The sequence below is a fragment of the Actinoplanes rectilineatus genome, from assembly GCF_000962825.1.
GTDB classification, from domain to species: domain Bacteria; phylum Actinomycetota; class Actinomycetes; order Mycobacteriales; family Micromonosporaceae; genus Actinoplanes; species Actinoplanes rectilineatus.
On record NZ_JZKF01000031.1, the window covers coordinates 41,900 to 59,598 of the forward strand.

Below are 17,699 nucleotides of genomic sequence, written 5' to 3' on the forward strand. Positions count from 1 at the left end.
GGCGCGGACTGCGGCTGCGTGACTGAGGGCTGAGCGGTCGGGGACTGCGCAGACGGTGGTTGCGTGGCCGAGGGCTGCTCAGGGGCAGGCGGCGTGACCGGCGGTTGCGTGGGCACGGGCTGCGCGGGCGCGGATGGGACGGAGATGGGTCGGGTCGTGGACTCGGCGGTCCTGGGTGTGACCTGGATCGGTTGAGTCACCGGCGGCTGAGACCGACCGGCCTGCGACCCGGCTGACGTCTGTGCGGGGGACGGATCTGACGACCGAGCCGGCGGCGGAGAAGTGACGGGGGGCTGCGCCGATCCGGAGGTCGGAGTCGCGGCTGGAGCCGACGTGGGGGCCGGGGTAGGCGCTCCCGGTGGGAACGCAGGTGAAGCAGGGGCTGGCGTTGGAGTCGGGGCTACGGGTGAGGCCGCAGCGGGACTCACGGTCGGCGCGGGACTCACGGTAGGAGCGGGACTCGAGGCCGCAGCGGAACTCACCACAGGGGCGGGAGTCGGGGCCGCAGCAGGGGCCGGGCCCGGAGCCTGCACGACATTCGGAGCCTGCGCGGCATTCGGGGCCGGAGGTGGGTTCGCGGGTGCCGCCGGAGCGGGACTCGTGGCCGGACCCGGAACCGGAGACGGTGCCTCGGGGGCGTCGGCGCTGCCGGTCGCGACACCTTGGGCTTGCGCCGGCGTGAAGCCGGGGGTCTGCGCGGGTGCGGGGCTCTGCGCGGGTGCGGGGCTCTGCGCGGGTGCGGGGCTCTGCGTAGGCGTGAAGCCGGGGGGCGGCGCGGGTGCGGGGCTCTGCGCGGGTGCGGGGCTCTGCGTAGGCGTGAAGCCGGGGGGCGGCGCCGGAGTGGAGCTCTGCGTCGACGCGGAGCCTGAAGCCTGCCCCGGTGCGGAGCCTGGGGCGGCGCCGGGTGCGGGGGTGGTGTGGCCTGGGACGCCGGGGATGGATGACGGCAGACTGGACTGGCCGGACGGCCGAATACTCTCTTCGGGCCCGGTTTGCGAACTCGACACGCCCGGTCGGTCCGAGTTGTCGTGTGAATCTTCCCTCGTCATACGCCCCTCCTCGCCCGTGGCGTCAGACTTAGGGGAGACTAGCGACATCCGGCACACCGTCGCGCGCGGATCCTGCGGGCCTGCTCCATGCCCGTTCCCCCCGCCGACGGACCGGACTATTCAAGCGGGCAAGCAAAAGGGGAGCGAAATATGGATTTCGACGTTCTGGTTGAGATCCCCAAGGGGCAGCGCAACAAGTACGAGGTGGACCACAAGACCGGTCGCATCCGGCTGGACCGGACCCTCTTCACAGCGACACAGTATCCCGCGGACTACGGCTACATCGAGGGCACCCTCGGCCAGGACGGCGACCCGCTGGACGCGCTGGTGCTCATCCAGGAGCCGACGTTCCCGGGTTGCCTGGTCCGGGCCCGCGCCATCGGCATGTACCGGATGACCGACGAGAAGGGCCGCGACGACAAGGTCCTCTGCGTGCCGTTCGAGGACCCGCGTCAGGAGCACCTGCGCGACATCCACCACCTGGGCGAGTTCGACCGGATGGAGATCCAGCACTTCTTCACGGTCTACAAGGACCTGGAGCCGGGCAAGTCCGTCGAGGGCGCCACCTGGACCGGCCGCATCGAGGCCGAGGCTGAGATCCGCGCTTCCTTCAAGCGCGCCGAGGCCGCTGAGGCCGAGGGAGAGCACTGACGGACCGCTCCCACCGCACCGCTGACGACCGCACCTGCGGGGCTTCCACGCCTCGCAGGTGCGGTCGTTTGCGGTGCGGGCCGTCCCGGGATTCAGGATCGGCGGCCCGGATCACACCTGGCGCAACGAAACGGCGCCCGGGACATCGCCTGATGGTGGCGCCCCGCACTCGAACGACGTCACCCAGTGACGGATATCACTCATGACGGCGTACGGGACCGGGCGTTTCAGAGGCCGGAGACCGCCGCGTAGACACCGGTGACCGCGCACGCCGCCGGAATGATCGTGATCATGACGAGCGCGTCCAGGACGTCGGCGGTCCGGGACAGGTGGGCGGGGGCCGGGCGGCCGGCCCGGGTCACGCCGATCGCGACGATCCCCAGGGCCACCGTGGTCAGCGCGCCGGCCGCCGGCAGGACCGGCAGTGCGGTGAGCAGCTCGGCCAGGCCGGCGGTGAGGGCGGCCAGTCCGGCCAGGCCGCCGGCGAGCAGGGGCACCCGGTGCCGGACGGCGGCGAACAACCGGGCGCGGAGCAGCAGCCCGGCCGCGCCGAGACCGATCATGACCCGGGTGGCCGGGGTCGCGGCCGCGGCCAGCACGGTGAACGCCGCCGCGGCGACCAGGGCGTGTCCGGCCAGCATGCCCGCGAGCAGGTCGTCGGCACGGGCGACGGCGGCCAGGACCGCCGCATGGTCGAGCCGGCTGCGGGCGGCACGGGCCGCACGGACCTCCGCAAGACGTTCGTCCGCGATGCCAGCCGGAGGGTCCGGCAGATCCGGGAAGTCGGAGAAGTCCGGCCCGGGTGACGGGTCCAGGAGTGGACCCAACCGGGCGGACTGCACGGCGAGACGCGGCGACGCGACGATTCCGCAGGTCAGGACGGCGAGCAGGACGGCCGCACCGCCGGACACCGTGGTCACCGGATCGGTCAGGGCACCCACGACACCGAGCAGCCCGGCGGTGGCTCCCGCGGTGAAGAGCCGGATCCCGGCACCCACCCCGAGGCCGGCGGCCGCCGCGGCGAACACGGTCGCGACCGCCCCGGCGAGCAACTCCGCACCGCCCAGCCAGGGGAAGGCGACCGGAGCCCCGGGCGGATCGGACGCGGAGACCAGCAGGGCGGCTCCGGCGAACGCGTAGGGCAGCGCGGATCCGCCGAGGGCCACGGCCACGGTGCTCTGCGCGTACACCCGGGATGTGATCGTCGCGATCAGCGCGAGAAGCGTGGCCAGGCCCAGGCCCACCGCGCCGGCGCTCTCCCGCGGACCGGCGGTGGTCAGCGTGCCCAGTCCGAGGGCAAGGGGCAGGGCCGCGGCGATGATCGTGGTCGTGCGGGTGGCGGACGGCGTCCAGATCCCGCCGAGGCGCCGGGCACCGTCGGCGACCGCTTCGGCCGGGTCGTCGTGGTCGGGTTCCGGCCAGTCGGCGTCCGCGGGGACGAGGTGGAGCACGTCGCCGTCGCGTACCCCCTGAGCCTGTAAAGGGTGACCGGTGGCGAGCGCGACCCCGTCGGCGCGCCGGAGCACCCACCCGCCGTGTTTCTCGCCCTCGTCGGCGAGGTCCGCGCCGAGTTCGTGGAGAAGGTCCGGCAGGAGTTCGGCCAGGGGCGCATGGTCGGGCAGCGCGACGTCGGCGCGGTGCTGCGCGGCCCGGACGGTGACACGGGCCAGACCGGCATTCACCAGGACATTCCTCCCCGCACGCCTAGGGAATCGACTTCCTTCTATTTAGCATGGATCCCGTGGGAACGGTGCCCGTGAAACGGTCCGCGCGACGGCCCGCGCCGACGATGCCGGCCGGGGAGATCGTCGTCGATCCACCGCCGGCCCTCGCCCGGCATCCGGCGGGACTGCAGCAGTGGCTGATGGCGCTGCCGATGCTGGGTGGCACCGTGGCGATGGCGATGATGATGGGCCAGGGCCGCGCCGGACCGTGGTCCTATCTGATCGGCGGCCTGTTCGGGATCTCGTCGATCGCCGTGCTCGCCACCTCGTTCAGCGCCGGTGGTGGCCCGCGCCGGGCCGAGGCCGCCGCCGCCCGGCGCGGATACCTGCGCTATCTCGCCGGACTTCGCCGCCGGATCCGGGAGACCGCACGGCGGCAGCGGGCCGGGCTGCGATACCGCCACCCGGACCCGGAGCAGCTCTGGTCCACCGTGGCGAGCCACCGTCTCTGGGAACGCCGCCCCTCCGATCCGGACTTCGCGGTGATCCGGATCGGAACCGGTCCGCAGATGCTCGCCACTTTGCTGATCGCCCCGCCGGACCGGCCGGCCGCGGAACGGGAACCGGTCACCACGAGCGCGCTGCGGCGGCTGCTGGACGCCTCCGCGGTGGTGCCGGACCTGCCGGTGGCGGTGTCGTTGCGGGCGTTCACCCGGGTGCTGCTCCACGGCCCGAAAGCGGCCGACCTGGTCCGGGCGGTGCTGCTCCAGCTGGCCGTGTTCCACGCGCCGGACGAACTGGTCGTCGCCGTCTGCGCGGCGCCCGACGACCGGGACCGGTGGGAGTGGGTGAAGTGGCTGCCGCACGCGCTGCACCCGTCCCGGACCGACGCCCTCGGGCCGCTCCGGCTGGTCGCCGACAGCGATCCGGAACTCGGGACGCTGCTCGGCGAGGTGCTCACCGGCCGGTCCCGGTTCCGGGCCGACGGGACCGGCACCGCACTGCCGCACGTGGTGATCGTCCGGGACGGCATGCCGGCGGAACCGGCCACCGACGGTCCGGACGGGGTGACCGTACTGGACCTGCGAACGGCCCCGCCCCGGACGCCGGAACCCGGGACGCTGCTGCTCACCGTGGGTACGGACGGCGCGCTGACCACCGCGACGGCCGGGACGGTGACCGAGGACGGGCGGGCGGACGCCCTGTCGGTGGCGCAGGCCGAAGCCGTCGCTCGCAGGCTCGCACCACGGCGCCCGGTCGGCTCGGCCGATGCGGGCGGCCGGCCCGCGACCACCGACACCGGCCTGATCGAGCTGCTCGGGACCACCGACCCGGCGTCGCGCCCGGAACGGGACCGGCTGCGGGTGCCGATCGGCGCCACCGTCGACGGGACACCCGTCGAGCTGGACCTGAAGGAATCCGCCGAGGACGGGATGGGACCGCACGGCCTGATCGTCGGCGCCACCGGCTCGGGCAAGTCGGAACTGCTGCGCACCCTCGTGCTGGCGCTCGCCACCACACACTCCCCGGCGACGCTCAACCTGGTGCTGGTCGACTTCAAGGGCGGGCCCACCTTCGCCGGGATGGACCGGCTGCCGCACACCGCCGCGCTGATCACCAACCTCGAGGACGCGCTGCCCCTGGTCGACCGGATGGCCGACGCGATCGAGGGCGAACTGACCCGGCGGCAGGAACTGCTGCGGCGGACCGGGAACCATGCGGGGCTGCGGGACTACGAACGGGCCCGGGCCGCCGGGACGGAACTGCCACCGCTGCCGTCCCTGCTGATCGTCTGCGACGAGTTCTCCGAACTGCTGCAGCGCAAACCCGAGTTCATCGAGCTGTTCCTGCAGATCGGGCGGCTCGGGCGGTCGCTCGGCGTACACCTGCTGCTGGCCAGTCAACGGCTGGAGGACGGGCGGCTGCGCGGACTGGACACGCACCTGTCGTACCGGATCGGGCTGCGGACGTTCTCCGCCCTGGAGTCGCGGGTGGTGCTCGGGGTGCCGGACGCGTACGAGCTGCCCCGCTCCCCCGGCCACGGCTACCTGAAGTCCGGCACCGAGGAGCCCACCCGGTTCCGGGCCGCGTACGTCTCCGCCCCGCTGCGCCGCACCCCGGAACCGGCCACCGCCGACAGCCGGACGGTGCTGCACTGGACGACCCGGCAGGTTCCGGTCCTGGCACTGCCGGCCCGGCCGCTCACCGAGGAGACCGACGAGACCCTGGCCGACGTGCTGATCGCCCGGCTGGCCGGACAGGGGCCGCCGGCCCACCGGATCTGGCTGCCACCGCTGGACCGTCCGCCCACACTGGACGACCTGCTCGGGCCGGTCGCGCCGGCACCCGGGCGCGGACTGACCACCGTGGACGCGTCGCTGCACGGCGCTCTGCGGGTGCCGGCCGCCCTCGTCGACAAACCCCGTGACCAGCGGCGGGATCCGCTGTGGCTGCGTCTCGGCGGGGCCGGTGGGCACATCGCCGTGGTCGGCGGCCCGCGCAGCGGCAAGTCCACCGCGATCCGGACGCTGATCTGCGGGCTGGCGCTCACCCACACCCCGGCCGAGGCGCACGTCTACTGCCTCGACTTCGGCGGTGGCGGACTCGCGGCGCTGCGCGACCTGCCGCACGTGGGCGGGGTGTTCGGGCGGCTGGAGGCGGAGGGCGTACGCCGGACGATCGGCGAGATGACCACCCTGATCACCGGGCGCGAAGCCGGGGGCGGGCAGCCGCGGGCCGACGTGTTCCTGGTGGTGGACGGGTGGTCGACGCTGCGCAACGACTTCGACGAGTGCGAGACGGCGGTCGTCGACCTGGCCACCCGCGGGCTCGCGTATGGGCTGCACCTGGTGGCCACGGCCGCCCGCTGGACGGACTTCCGGCCGGCCGTGCGGGACCTGTTCGGCTCCCGTCTGGAGCTGCGTCTCGGTGACCCGGCGGACTCGGTGGTCGGCCGGCGGGCCGCGCAGAGCGTGCCGGAACAGCGGCCGGGCCGCGGGGTGGTGGAGCATCCGGTCGACCGGGACAAGGGGCTGCACCTTCTCACGGCGCTGCCCGAGGTGACGTCGGAGGCGGGGACCGATGGTCTGGTCGGGGCGGTCGCGAAGGCCTGGGCCGGCCCGGTGGCCCCGCGGGTGCGGTTGTTGCCGGCGGTGGTCGCGTACCCCGACATCGACCCGGACCGGCCCGACGGCCTGCGCCTTCCGCTGGGTCTCGCGGAGACCGACCTCCGGCCGGTGACGATCGATTTCGCCGCCGACCCGCATTTCCTGCTCTTCGGTGACGCCGAGTGCGGCAAGTCCTCCTTCCTGCGCACCCTGGCGGCCACCGTGACCCGCCGTTTCCCGCCCGAGCGGGCCCGGCTGATCGTGATCGACTACCGGCGTTCCCTGATCGATCTTCCGGAGACCGAACATCGCATCGGGTACGCCGCACAGGCCTCCGCCGCCGAGGAACTGATGGTGTCGGTGGCCGGGTACATGCAGCGCCGCCGTCCCGGACCGGACCTGACCGCGCGGCAGTTGCGGGACCGTTCCTGGTGGACCGGGCCCGAGTTGTTCGTGCTCGTCGACGACTACGACCTGGTGGCGGCCGGCCCGGTGAACCCGCTGATCCCGCTGCTCGAGCATCTGCCGCACGCCCGCGACGTCGGCCTGCACCTGGTGCTCACCCATCGGGCCGGTGGCGCCGCCCGCGCCCTGTACGACCCGGTCGTCCAGCGGCTGCGCGAACTCTCCACACCGGGCCTGGTGATGTCCGGCTCACCCGAGGAGGGTGCGCTGCTCGGCACAGTCCGGCCCGGCACCCTCCCACCAGGACGTGGCCGCCTGGTCACCCGCCGTGATGGAACGCGGCTGATCCAACTCGCCTGCCCGCCGCCCGTACCGGAATCCGAAAAATCAACAGACGCTGAGTGCGATTAGCCACAATCACACGCAGCAGCACGCCATCTCTGGGGAGTACCCTCCCTCCATCGACTGACGATCGACTGACGCCCGACGTCCGAGAATGGCGACCTGACCGTGTGCTGTGCTGACGAAACCATCCGGTCCCCGCGGCCGCGATGTCGCGCACCCCGCGACGGTGCCGGTTGCTGACCTCCGCCCGGCGGCTGACCGCCGCGACCCTGGCCGGCCTGGTCGCCCTCGTTCCCGCGGCCGCCCCCGCCACCGCCGAGCCCGGCTTCACCAATGACAGTTCGGTCCGCGGCGACCAGTGGCAACTGCGGACCCTCGACCTCGAGGACGCCTGGCTCTACGCCGACGGCACCGGCGTGACCGTCGCCGTCATCGACTCCGGTGTGGACGCCCACCATCCCGACCTGGAGGGCCAGGTCCTGACCGGCGTCGACCTCGTCGACGAGGACGCCGCGACCGTCACCGACCCGGTCGGCCACGGCACCACGGTCTCGGCCATCATCGCCGGGCGGGGCGACGACGACTCGGGTGTGGTCGGCATCGCGCCCAAGGCCAGGATCCTGCCGGTCCGGGTGCTCGACGAGGAGAACCGCTACGACGACGCGCTGATCGTGGCGCGCGGCCTGCGCTGGGCGGTCGACCACGGCGCGCGGGTGGTCAACCTGTCGCTCGGCGGCAGCGGGTCCAGCCCCACCCTGGCCGCCGCCATCGACTACGCGTTCGCCAAGGACGTCGTGGTGGTCGCCTGCACCGGCAACGCCAGCGCCTCGTCGACCGAGTCCAACGCCGGGGTGTGGTACCCGGCCCGGGAACCCGGCGTGGTCGCCGTCTCCGGGATGGAACGCGACGGCGAGACCCTCTGGTCCGGTTCGATCACCGGGCAGGAGACCGTCATCTCGGCGCCGGCCACCCAGCTCGTCGGCGCCCGCCCCGGTGGGTACTGGCGGGTGCAGGGCACCAGTTTCGCCGCCCCGATGGTCACCGCCACCGCGGCGCTGATCCGGTCCCGGTGGCCGGACATGCCGGCCGGCGAGGTGATCAACCGGCTGATCCGGACCGCCGATGACAAGGGCGCCCCCGGCCGGGACGCCGACTTCGGGTTCGGCATGGTCGATCCGGTCGCGGCGCTCACCGCCGACGTGCCGGCCGTGCTGAACAACCCGCTGGACAACACCCCGCCGGTGGGCGTCGCCAAGTTCGGCAGCGCGCCGGCCTCCGGACAGGCCCAGTCGGCGCCGGAGCAGAGCGGCGTCCCGGGCTCACCGGTGCGGGAGCAGGCGATCAGTGGTGGGCAGGCCGCGCCGGCGTTGTCCGCGACGTCCACCGGCGGGCATCACAGCCGGTGGATCGCGATCCTGCTGTTCGTCGTGTCGGCGGTCGCCGCCGCGGTGACGATCCGCCGTTTCGCCGCGGCGACCGGCTGAATCACTCGGCCGGTCCCGGTCAGGCGCACTCGCCGGTGCGCACACCCTTGGTGTTCTGCTTGCCGGCCGCGGCCACCGGCGCCGCCTCGTCCGCGGTCAGTGCGAACCCGACGTTCTTGTCGTCCGCCGCCGCCGCGAAGATGACACCCAGCACGTCGCCACCCGGATCGATCAGCGGACCGCCCGAGTTGCCGCTGCGGACCAGCGACTTGATCGTGTAGATCTCCCGGGTCACGTCACCCGACTCGTAGATGTCCGGCCCGGTGATCTCGCTGACGTCGCGGACCCGGGCGGACTGCGCGTTGTACGGGCCGTCCTGCGGATAGCCCAGCACGATCGCGTTGGCCCCGGACACCGCCTCCTTCGCCACGAACGGCATCACCGGGGCGCGCAGTCCGGGGACGTAGAGGACGGCCAGGTCACGCTTCGGGTCGTACACCACCACGGTCGCCTCCAGCTGGCCGTTGGAGGTCTCGACGACCACCTCACGGGTGCCGGCGACGACGTGCGCGTTGGTCATCACGCGTTCGGAGGCGTACACGAAACCGGTGCCCTCGATCCGGCGTGAGCAGCTCGGGGCGGCGCCCAGGATCTTCAGCACCGACTTCTTCGACTCCTGCACCACCTTGGAGTTCTTCAACGCCGGGTCCGGCTCGGGCACCTCCTTGGCCTCGGTGCGGGCCAGGCCGCCGAACACGTCCGGGAACCCGTTGGTGTCCAGGGTGTCGCGCAGCTCGGAGGAGAGCGCCTGCGCCTGGGCCGGCATCAGCTCGTTGATCCCGCCGAGGATCGCGCTGCTGCGGACCTCCCGGTTGAGCCAGAGGAACGGGCTGGATCCCAGCGGCACCGCGACCAGCCAGGCGGCGAGCATCACGGCGACCACCGAGACGAGCGCCCCGCCGGCGTCGTCCATGTGCTGCAGCGGCCGGCTGAAGATGCTGCGGCGCAGGTTGGTGCCGAGCCAGCCGGCCAGGGTCTGCCCGAGGATCGCCAGCACCAGGATGACCGCGAGGGCCACCACCAGGCGGATCGAACCCTCGGCGAACTGCTGGGCGAGCAGGGGTCCCAGTTGCAGGCCGATCAGCACGCCGCTGAAGAAACCGCCGAGCGAGAGGGCCCCGATGACGAAACCCTGGCGGTATCCGCTGATCGCGAAGAGCAGCATCAGCACGATCAGGAAGACATCGACCACGGGCACTCACTTAGCGTAGAAGTCAGAAGCACGTCACGGCACCACCTCGTCGGGTGCTCCGCCACGGGCCGCCGGCACGGGTGCCGCGGCGTCGGGCAGTTCGACGATGCGGGCGGGCTCCCACGGACGCGACCATCCGGCCATGTCGAGCAGCGTCGCGATCACCCCCGCGGTGAAGCCCCAGACGAGTAGTCCCCGCACCTGGAAGGCGGGACCGATCCAGCCGCTGGGGTGTCGCACCCGGATACGGTTCGCGGGGTCGGCCAGTTCACTGACCGGCAGACGGGCGACGTGGGCGACCTCGGTGGCCTGCCGCGGGTGCACCGGGTGCGGCGCCCGCCACCAGGCCAGCACGGGCCGGACGACGAAGCCGCTGACCGGGATCCACAACTCCGGCAGCAGGGCGAGCACCTCGGCGCTGGACCGGTCGAGGCCGACCTCCTCCTCCGCCTCGCGCAGCGCGGTGTCGGTGGCGTCGATGTCGTCCGGGTCGGTGGCGCCGCCCGGGAAGGCCGGCTGTCCGGCGTGGTTGCGCATCGTCGCGGCACGCTGCAGGACCAGCAGGTCGGGGCCGCCGGGGGTGTCCGCGGCCGGCTCGCTCTCACCGATCAGCACGAGCACGGCGCTGGCCCGGCCGCCGGTGCCGTTCGGGCGGCGCAAGCTGGTGAAGTCCTCGGTCCGGCACTGGCCGACCCGGGTGAGCAGCGGTTCGAAGAGGTCCGGCAGGCCGTCCGGCCGGGGCAGGACGTGGCCGCGGGTCATTGGCGCACCGTCACGCCGGTGTGCTCCTGGACGAGGCCGATCAGCGTGGGCACGTCGAGGGCGGTGCCGCGGTGGACGTGGGTCTTGCCCTCGGGTGACACGAAGACGGTCACCGGGAGAGTGGACTGCCCGAGAGCGGCGAGGAGTTTCTGCCCCGAGTCATAGAAGGTCGGGAAATTTACGTTGAAATCGGTTGCAAACGATGCGGCAGCGTCGCGGCGATCCCCCACGTCGACGCCGACGACCGTCAACTCCCCCGCGGTCCGGTCGGCCAGGCCCTGGATGACCGGGAGTTCCTCACGGCAGGGCCCGCACCAGGAGGCCCAGAGGTTGATCACGGCAGGGGCGGGCAGGCCGCTCAGGTCGATCTCTTGACCGCCGGTGAAGCACGGGAGGGACAGATCCGGTAGATCCGATTTCTCGGAGACCGCCGCCGGACATGCCGCAAACGGTGACGGCGTCTCCGGCTCCTCGGCCGTGGCCGTGCACCCGGCCAGCACCATGGTGCTCACGACGACGGCGGCGAGCCTCCTCACGCTTCCTCCGGGGCCAGGACCGCCGCCACCGGCACCAACTCGGGATCCACCCCGGCGGCCACCGCCAGCTCCCGGGCCCGCGGACCCTTCAACAGTTTCGCCGCCGCGGCCGCCTCGGTCGGACCGGTCCCGTACGACGGGCAGGCCGACGCGAGCGTGCAGGCCCCGCAGGCCGGTTTCAGCGCGTGACAGACCCGCCGGCCGTGGAAGATCACCCGGTGCGACAGCATCGTCCAGTCGCATTTCTCGATCAGCTCGGCGACCAGGAACTCGATCTTCACCGGGTCTTTCTCGTCGACCCAGCCGAACCGGTTGGTCAGCCGCCGGAAGTGGGTGTCGACGGTGATGCCCGGAACGTCGAAGGCGTTGCCCAGGATCACGTTGGCCGTCTTGCGCCCGATCCCGGGCAGCGCGACCAGTTCCTCGAGTCGTCGCGGCAGTTGACCGTCGTGCCGGTCCAGCAGCGCCTGACCCAGCTTGATCAGTGAGTCGGTCTTGGCCCGGAAGAAACCGGTCGGCCGGAGCAGCGTCTCCATCTCGGAGCGGTCGGCCGCGGCGTAGTCGGCGGCCGACCGGTATCGGCGGAACAGCTCGGGGGTGACCTGATTGACCCGCACGTCGGTGGTCTGCGCGGACAGGACCGTGGCGACGGCCAGCTCCAGCGGAGTGGTGAAGTCGAGCTCGCAGTGCGCGTCCGGATGGGTCTCGGCGAGCACCCGCGCCATCCGGCGGGCCCGGCGTTTGCGTCCGATCAGTGTCTCGGTCTTTCCACGCGGAGACGCTGTACGGGGTCGGGTCACCGGTAAAGAGTACGACGACCGGTCGACATCATCGGTCACGCGGAGCGCTTGATGACCCCGTCGTCACCGATCGTCGCAGCGGTGTCACCGAAGTCGTCGGCCGAGAGCCGGGCGACCATCTTGCGGCCCTGCTCCTTCTTGTCGCGAGTGGGCACTCCGGCGTCGTTCAGATAGGTGGACACGAACGAACCCCCGGCGAACGCGCCCTCGCGGGTCAGCGAGACCTGCAGCACCCCGGCGTACTTCAGGTCGCCGTTGCGGGACAGCGTCCGGCCGCCGCCGGCGAAGTTCCCCAGGCTGTACGCGATGAGTTTCCCCTGGTAGAACTCCATGCCCCGGAGCACGTGCGGCCCGTGGCCGACGACCAGGTCGGCACCGGCGTCGACGACCGTGTGGCTGAACTCGATCGGGTCGCCCCGGTTCTCCCCGAAGAAGAGTTCGCTCCCCGGTTTCACGTGGGTCCGGTCCGCCCCTTCGGCGCCCATGTGCACCTGGACGACGACCAGATCCGCCTCACCTGCGGCACGTTTCACGACGGCCGCCGCAGCGGGAAGATCGTTGACGTTGTTCGCTCCCGCGTACGGGGAGAAGCCGATCACCGCGACCTTGATCCCCTTGACGTCCACGACGGTGATCTCGTCCTCGGCCCCGGTGTGCTCGAGACCCTGGCCCTCGAGCGCCTCGATGGTGTTGGCGTAACCCTTCGGGCCGAAGTCCTTGGAGTGGTTGTTCGCCGTGTTGAGCAGCTGGAAACCGGCGTCCTTGAGGTGCGCCGCGTAGGCCGGCGGCGCCCGGAAGGCGAAGCAGTTGGCCCGGGCCGGCGTGCCGCACTTGGAGGTGCCGGTGTCCTCGGTGATCGGCTGCTCGAGGTTGCCCATCACCAGGTCGGCGGCGAGGGAGTCGCGAACGGAGTCGAAGAATCCGTCGCCGTCATCGGCCGGAAGCCGGTTCGGCGCACTGCCCATGATGATGTCGCCGGTCGCCGACAGCGTGATCGACTCGACAGCCGCGGATTCGGCGATCGGTTTTCCACTGGCCGTCGCGGCCGTTTTCTCCGGTGCCGCCCATTGCGCGTCGGTCTTGGTGTTCCGCTTCAGCAGGACCATTCCCGCCAAACCGGCACCGACCAGCACAGAAAGGACAATCGTGATGGAAAGGATGGGCCGCTTGAAATTGCTCCGGCGATGGGAAGGGGGGTGCGAATTCATCGACCGGGACGATACCGTCGGCGAGCAAGCGGGATCGACCGACGAAAGGCCTGTCCTGATATGCCCGTACCGCTGAATTGTCACCAGCGGTCACGGCAAATCTGGTTACCGTCCGGTATCTGGATCAAGGGGTGGCCGCCCGTTTCCCGCCCGCGTGCGCCTAGACTGATCGAGCGCAGACGTTGCGCGTTTCGGAGGTGCGGCGATGGATGAGGTACTGGCTCGCAGCGGAATCTTCCAGGGAGTAGACCCGGAAGCTGCGGAGGCACTCGCCAAGGAGATGGACACGATCGAAGTCCGCAAGGGCGACGTGGTCTTCAACGAGGGCGAGGCCGGGGACAGCCTGTACATCGTGCTCTCCGGCAAGATCAAGCTCGGGCGGCGGGCGGCTGATGGACGGCAGAACCTCGTCTCCATCATGGGCCCGTCGGACATGCTCGGCGAGCTGTCGCTCTTCGACCCCGGCCCGCGGACGGCCACCGCCACCGCGGTGACCGACACCCGGCTGGCCCGGTTGAAGAAGTCGTCGTTGCGGCCCTGGCTGAACAACCGGCCGGAGATCGCCGAGCAGCTGCTGCGGGTGCTCGCCCGCAGGCTGCGCCGGACCAACGACGCGCTCGCTGACCTGATCTTCACGGACGTGCCCGGCCGGGTGGCGAAGAACCTGCTGCAGATGGCCGGCCGGTTCGGCACCCGGGACGGCGGTGTCCTGCGGGTCACCCACGACCTGACCCAGGAGGAGCTCGCCCAGCTCGTCGGGGCCTCCCGCGAGACGGTGAACAAGGCACTCGCCGACTTCGCCTCGCGGGCCTGGCTGCGCCTCGACGGCAAGAGCGTCATCATCCTGGATCCGGAGCGGCTGGCGCGGCGCGCCCGCGTCTGACCTCCGCCACCGCGCGCATAGGGGCTGTCCATTCGGACAGCCCCTTAAATGTGCTTGATCCACTCTTCTGTGCGACCGCACCCGGTAGACGGGTCCGTGTCGCACCCGCACAGCCGCTCGTTACGGAGGTGGCCGAGAGGCACCGGCGTGACAGGGAAGGGCGCGGCTTTGAACGCAGGCAGGGGCGTAGCGGGCACGGCAGAGGCGGTTCGGCCATGACCGTGCTCGACACCGCGCTGGACCCGCGCGATCCCGCGTATCTGGAGGGGCGCAGCACCACCCTGCAACGGCTCTCCGAGCTGGAGGCGGTGCTCGACGAGGCACGGGCCGGCGGCGGCGAGAAGTGGGTGACCCGGCATCACGCCCGGGGGAAACTGTTACCCCGAGAGCGTATCGAGATGCTGCTCGACCAGGACAGCCCGTTCCTCGAGCTGTCGCCGGTCGCGGCCCGCGGCTCGGAGTTCCCGGTCGGCGCCAGCGTGGTCACCGGCATCGGCGTGATCGAGGGCGTCGAGTGCGTGGTGATCGCGAACGATCCGACGGTCGACGGCGGGGCGGTCAACCCCTACACCGCTCGCAAGATCCGGCGGGCGGCGCGGATCGCCACCGTCAACCGGCTGCCGCTGGTCGACCTGGTCGAGTCCGAGGGCGCCGCGATCAGCGCCGGGATCGCCGGGGAGCTGAGCCGGCTCACCGCCGACCGGGTGCCGACGATCTGCGTGGTCTTCGGCATCACCACCGGGGACGCGGCCTACCTGCCGGCCCTCTCCGACTACACGATCATGGTGCGCGGGCACGCCAAGGTGCTCACCATCCACCCGCAGCCGATCCGCGGGGCCGCCAACGGGCACCCGGGCGTCGAGGTCCGCGGCACCCCGGTGGTCCCGGCCGGGCTCTCCGGTCCGGCCGACCAGCTCGCCGAGGACGAACGCGACGGCCTGCGGTTGGCGCGGCAGTGCGTCCGCCGGCTCAACTGGCGCAAGCAGGGGCCGCCGCCGCGCGACCAGCGCCCGGTGCCGCCCCGCTTCGACGTCGAGGGCCTGCTCACCCTGGCCGCCGTCGACCCGGCCGCATTCGAGCCCCGGGAGGTGCTCGCCCGGATCCTCGACGACAGCGACTTCGACGAGTTCAAACCCGGTCAGGGCGGCGCGCTGGTGGCCGGCTGGGGTGAACTGCACGGCTATCCGCTCGGCGTGCTGGCCACCCCCGGACCCTCGGGGTCGGCGTCCGACGCCCAGAAGGCGGTGCATTTCCTGCATCTCGCCAACGCGACCGCCACCCCGGTGCTCTTCCTGCAGCATGCCGGCGCACCACGGGACGAGGAGGCGGACGCGCGTACCACCGCGCCACTGGTGCACGCGGTCGCCAAGTCCGCCGTGCCGCACCTGGTCCTCACCGTCGGGAACGCGGAGAACCGGGTGGACCGTACCGACGAGCCCCGCTTCACCTTCAGCTGGCCCGCCCCGGGCCACACCCCGGCTGACGACGGCGTCATCGACCCCCGCGACACCCGAACTGTCCTCGGCCTCTGTCTCTCCGCGGTGCACAGCGCGGCCGTGGAGGGCGCCGGGCACGTCGGCGTGTTCCGACCCTGAAAGGGAGAGCAGTGATCCGACGACTTCTGGTGGCCGACCGGGGAGAAGTCGCCCGCCGGGTGTTCGCCACCTGCCGGCTGGTCGGCATCGAGACGGTAGCCGTCTACTCCGACGTCGATTCCCACGCTCCGCACGTCACCGAGGCCGACTACGCGGTCCACCTGCCCGGGAACACGCCGGCGGCGACGTACCTGCAGACCGCGGCCCTGATCGGGGCCGCTCAGCGCTCCGGGGCCAACGCGCTGCACCCGGGCACCGGCATGCTCGCCGAAGACCCGGACTTCGCCGCCGCGGTGGTCGAGGCCGGACTGATCTGGGTCGGTCCGCCGGCCGCCACGCTGCGCACGCTCACCTGCAAGACCGAGGCGAAGAAGCTGGTCGCCGAGGCCGACGTGCCGGTGCTGCCGACCTTCACCAGCCCGGAGGAGGTGCCTGGGTTTCCGGTCCTGATCAAACCGTCGAGCGGCACCGGTGGGGCCGGGATGCGGGTGGTGCGGGACGCCGCCGCTCTGGTCGAGGCCATCGCCTCGACCCGCCGCGAGATCGGCGGCGAGGTCTTCTGCGAGCCCTACGTGAGCAATGTCCGGCACATCGAGGTCCCGGTCCTGGCCGACGTCCAGGGCGCGGTGGTGCCGTTCGGCGAGCGGGAGTGCTCGGTGCAGCGCCGCTACCAGAAGATCGTCGAGGAGACCCCGTCACCGGCCGTCGACCCGGGGCTGCGCGAGGAGCTGTGCCGGGCGGCGATCGTCGCGGTCCGCGCCCTCGGCTACGTCGGCGCCGGCGCGGTCGAGTTCCTCCTCGACGCGAACGGCGGCTTCTGGTTCCTCGAGCTCACCCCGACGCTGCAGGCCGACCACGCGGTCACCGAGTGCGTGTCCGGATACGACCTGGTTCGGCTGCAGCTGCTGGTGGCCGAGGGCGGCAGCCTGCCGATGCCCGGTCCGCCGCCGATCCGCGGGCACGCCATCGAGGTGCGGGTCTGTGCCGAGGACCCGGCCTACGCCTGGCTGCCGGCCGCCGGCACCCTGCACCGGTTCGCCGTGCCGGACGTGGCCGGATCGTTCCGCCCGCTACCCCAGCCCGGTCTGCGGCTGGACGCCGGGGTGACCGACGGCTCGGTCGTCGGCATGCACCACGACCCGATGCTGGCCAAGCTGATCGCCTGGGCGCCCAGCCGCCAGGAGGCCGCCCGGATGCTGGCGTCCGCGCTGGCCCGGGCCCAGCTGCACGGCGTGGTCTCGAACCGGGACCTGCTGGTCCGGGTGCTGCGGCACCACTCGTTCCGGGCGGGCGACGTGGACACCGGTTTCCTCGATCAGCATCCCGAGGTGTTCGCGCCGCTGCTCTCGTCGGTCGACGCGGTCCGCCTCTCCTGCCTGGCCGCCGCCCTGGCCGGTGCCGCCGCACGCCGCGCCTCGGCCCCGGTCCTGGCCTCGCTCCCGTCCGGCTGGCGCAACGTCCCCTCCGGCTCGCAGACCGCCGTCTACGACGGCCCGACCGGACCGGTCGAGGTCGGTTACCGGATGAACCGCCACGGCGGACTCGCCGGATGGTGGGTCCGGGCCGTCGACCCGGAGGAACTCGACCTGGCCGGTCTCGGTCAGGCGCCGGTCGACGAACACCCGCCGATCGTGGTCGTCCAGGCGAGCGGCGAGCGGGTGGTGCTCAACGTGCAGGGCATCCGTCTGACCGTTCTCGTACACCGGGTGGGTGACGTCTCCTACGTGGACAGCCCGGAGGGGTCGGTCGCCCTCCGGGAGATCTCCCGCTTCCCGCTGCCCGCACCGGAGGCCTCCGAGAGCTCCCTGATCGCGCCGCTGCCGGGTGCCGTCCGCCGGGTCCTGGTCGTGCCCGGCCAGCGGGTCCGGGCCGGGGAGCTGCTGCTCACCCTGGAGGCGATGAAGCTGGAGCATCCGGTGCACGCGCCGTCCGCCGGCGTGGTGGCGTCCCTGCCGGTCCATCCCGGCACCGAGGTGGACACCGGCGAGCTGCTGGCCGTCCTGGAACCCGAGTAGCCC

The 17,699-nt window shown here is 72.2% G+C and carries 12 protein-coding genes; 6 read left to right on the top strand and 6 right to left on the bottom strand.

Translation table 11 applies throughout. From position 1 onward, the window contains the following. The first annotated feature begins 1,199 nt into the window (after window positions 1-1,199). On the top strand, window positions 1,200-1,700 hold the full coding sequence (locus tag WH85_RS23270; protein WP_045744088.1) for an inorganic diphosphatase: 501 nt from the start codon (window positions 1,200-1,202) through the stop codon (window positions 1,698-1,700). A gap of 227 nt (window positions 1,701-1,927) precedes the next feature. On the opposite strand, the gene eccD is transcribed toward WH85_RS23270, so the two are convergent. After that, on the bottom strand, window positions 1,928-3,382 hold the full coding sequence (gene eccD / locus WH85_RS23275) for a type VII secretion integral membrane protein EccD (RefSeq protein WP_045744089.1): 1,455 nt from the start codon (window positions 3,380-3,382) through the stop codon (window positions 1,928-1,930). A 59-nt stretch (window positions 3,383-3,441) separates the two neighbouring features. Between eccD and WH85_RS23280 the strand changes: the two genes are divergently transcribed. Next, window positions 3,442-7,287, top strand: a complete 3,846-nt coding sequence (locus tag WH85_RS23280; protein WP_045744090.1) for a type VII secretion protein EccC — start codon at window positions 3,442-3,444, stop codon at window positions 7,285-7,287. A 140-nt stretch (window positions 7,288-7,427) separates the two neighbouring features. Beyond that, the gene (mycP, locus tag WH85_RS23285) at window positions 7,428-8,705 is read left to right on the top strand and encodes a type VII secretion-associated serine protease mycosin (RefSeq protein ID WP_045744091.1); all 1,278 of its coding nucleotides are present in this window, start codon (window positions 7,428-7,430) and stop codon (window positions 8,703-8,705) included. A gap of 19 nt (window positions 8,706-8,724) precedes the next feature. Here mycP and WH85_RS23290 read toward each other — a convergent pair whose 3' ends face one another. From WH85_RS23290 to WH85_RS23310, 5 genes are all read right to left on the bottom strand, one after another. Beyond that, window positions 8,725-9,903: a MarP family serine protease gene (locus WH85_RS23290; protein ID WP_083449207.1), complete on the bottom strand. Its 1,179-nt coding sequence runs from the start codon at window positions 9,901-9,903 to the stop codon at window positions 8,725-8,727. Between the two features lie 27 nt (window positions 9,904-9,930). Beyond that, window positions 9,931-10,659 (bottom strand): NUDIX hydrolase, encoded by a 729-nt coding sequence (locus WH85_RS23295; protein WP_045744092.1) that lies wholly within the window; start codon window positions 10,657-10,659, stop codon window positions 9,931-9,933. After that, a complete protein-coding gene (locus WH85_RS23300) occupies window positions 10,656-11,195 on the bottom strand; it encodes a TlpA family protein disulfide reductase (RefSeq protein ID WP_052720720.1) in 540 nt (179 codons plus the stop codon). The genes WH85_RS23295 and WH85_RS23300 overlap by 4 nt, the downstream gene beginning before the upstream one ends. Further along, complete coding sequence (gene nth / locus WH85_RS23305) at window positions 11,192-11,920, bottom strand: endonuclease III (protein ID WP_245674061.1); 729 nt, start codon at window positions 11,918-11,920, stop codon at window positions 11,192-11,194. Before nth ends, WH85_RS23300 begins: the two co-directional genes overlap by 4 nt. A gap of 110 nt (window positions 11,921-12,030) precedes the next feature. Continuing rightward, window positions 12,031-13,203 (bottom strand): CapA family protein, encoded by a 1,173-nt coding sequence (locus WH85_RS23310; protein ID WP_045744093.1) that lies wholly within the window; start codon window positions 13,201-13,203, stop codon window positions 12,031-12,033. Between the two features lie 205 nt (window positions 13,204-13,408). Between WH85_RS23310 and WH85_RS23315 the strand changes: the two genes are divergently transcribed. The 3 genes from WH85_RS23315 to WH85_RS23325 all read left to right on the top strand — a co-directional run bounded on the left by WH85_RS23315 (window position 13,409) and on the right by WH85_RS23325 (window position 17,696). After that, window positions 13,409-14,086, top strand: coding sequence for a Crp/Fnr family transcriptional regulator (locus WH85_RS23315; protein ID WP_045744094.1), 678 nt, complete (start codon window positions 13,409-13,411; stop codon window positions 14,084-14,086). A 215-nt stretch (window positions 14,087-14,301) separates the two neighbouring features. Further along, window positions 14,302-15,681: a carboxyl transferase domain-containing protein gene (locus WH85_RS23320; protein ID WP_045744095.1), complete on the top strand. Its 1,380-nt coding sequence runs from the start codon at window positions 14,302-14,304 to the stop codon at window positions 15,679-15,681. An 11-nt stretch (window positions 15,682-15,692) separates the two neighbouring features. Then, on the top strand, window positions 15,693-17,696 hold the full coding sequence (locus WH85_RS23325) for an ATP-binding protein (protein ID WP_045744096.1): 2,004 nt from the start codon (window positions 15,693-15,695) through the stop codon (window positions 17,694-17,696). Window positions 17,697-17,699: the final 3 nt, after the last annotated feature.

Bases quoted from the DNA above. Each gene is read 5' to 3' on its own strand.
- WH85_RS23315 (WP_045744094.1), top strand. From the start codon at position 13,409: ATGGATGAGGTACTGGCTCGCAGCGGAATCTTCCAGGGAGTAGACCCG.
- WH85_RS23295 (WP_045744092.1), bottom strand. From the start codon at position 10,659: ATGACCCGCGGCCACGTCCTGCCCCGGCCGGACGGCCTGCCGGACCTC.
- WH85_RS23320 (WP_045744095.1), top strand. From the start codon at position 14,302: ATGACCGTGCTCGACACCGCGCTGGACCCGCGCGATCCCGCGTATCTG.
- WH85_RS23270 (WP_045744088.1), top strand. From the start codon at position 1,200: ATGGATTTCGACGTTCTGGTTGAGATCCCCAAGGGGCAGCGCAACAAG.
- nth (WP_245674061.1), bottom strand. From the start codon at position 11,920: ATGGCGCGGGTGCTCGCCGAGACCCATCCGGACGCGCACTGCGAGCTC.
- mycP (WP_045744091.1), top strand. From the start codon at position 7,428: ATGTCGCGCACCCCGCGACGGTGCCGGTTGCTGACCTCCGCCCGGCGG.
- WH85_RS23310 (WP_045744093.1), bottom strand. From the start codon at position 13,203: ATGAATTCGCACCCCCCTTCCCATCGCCGGAGCAATTTCAAGCGGCCC.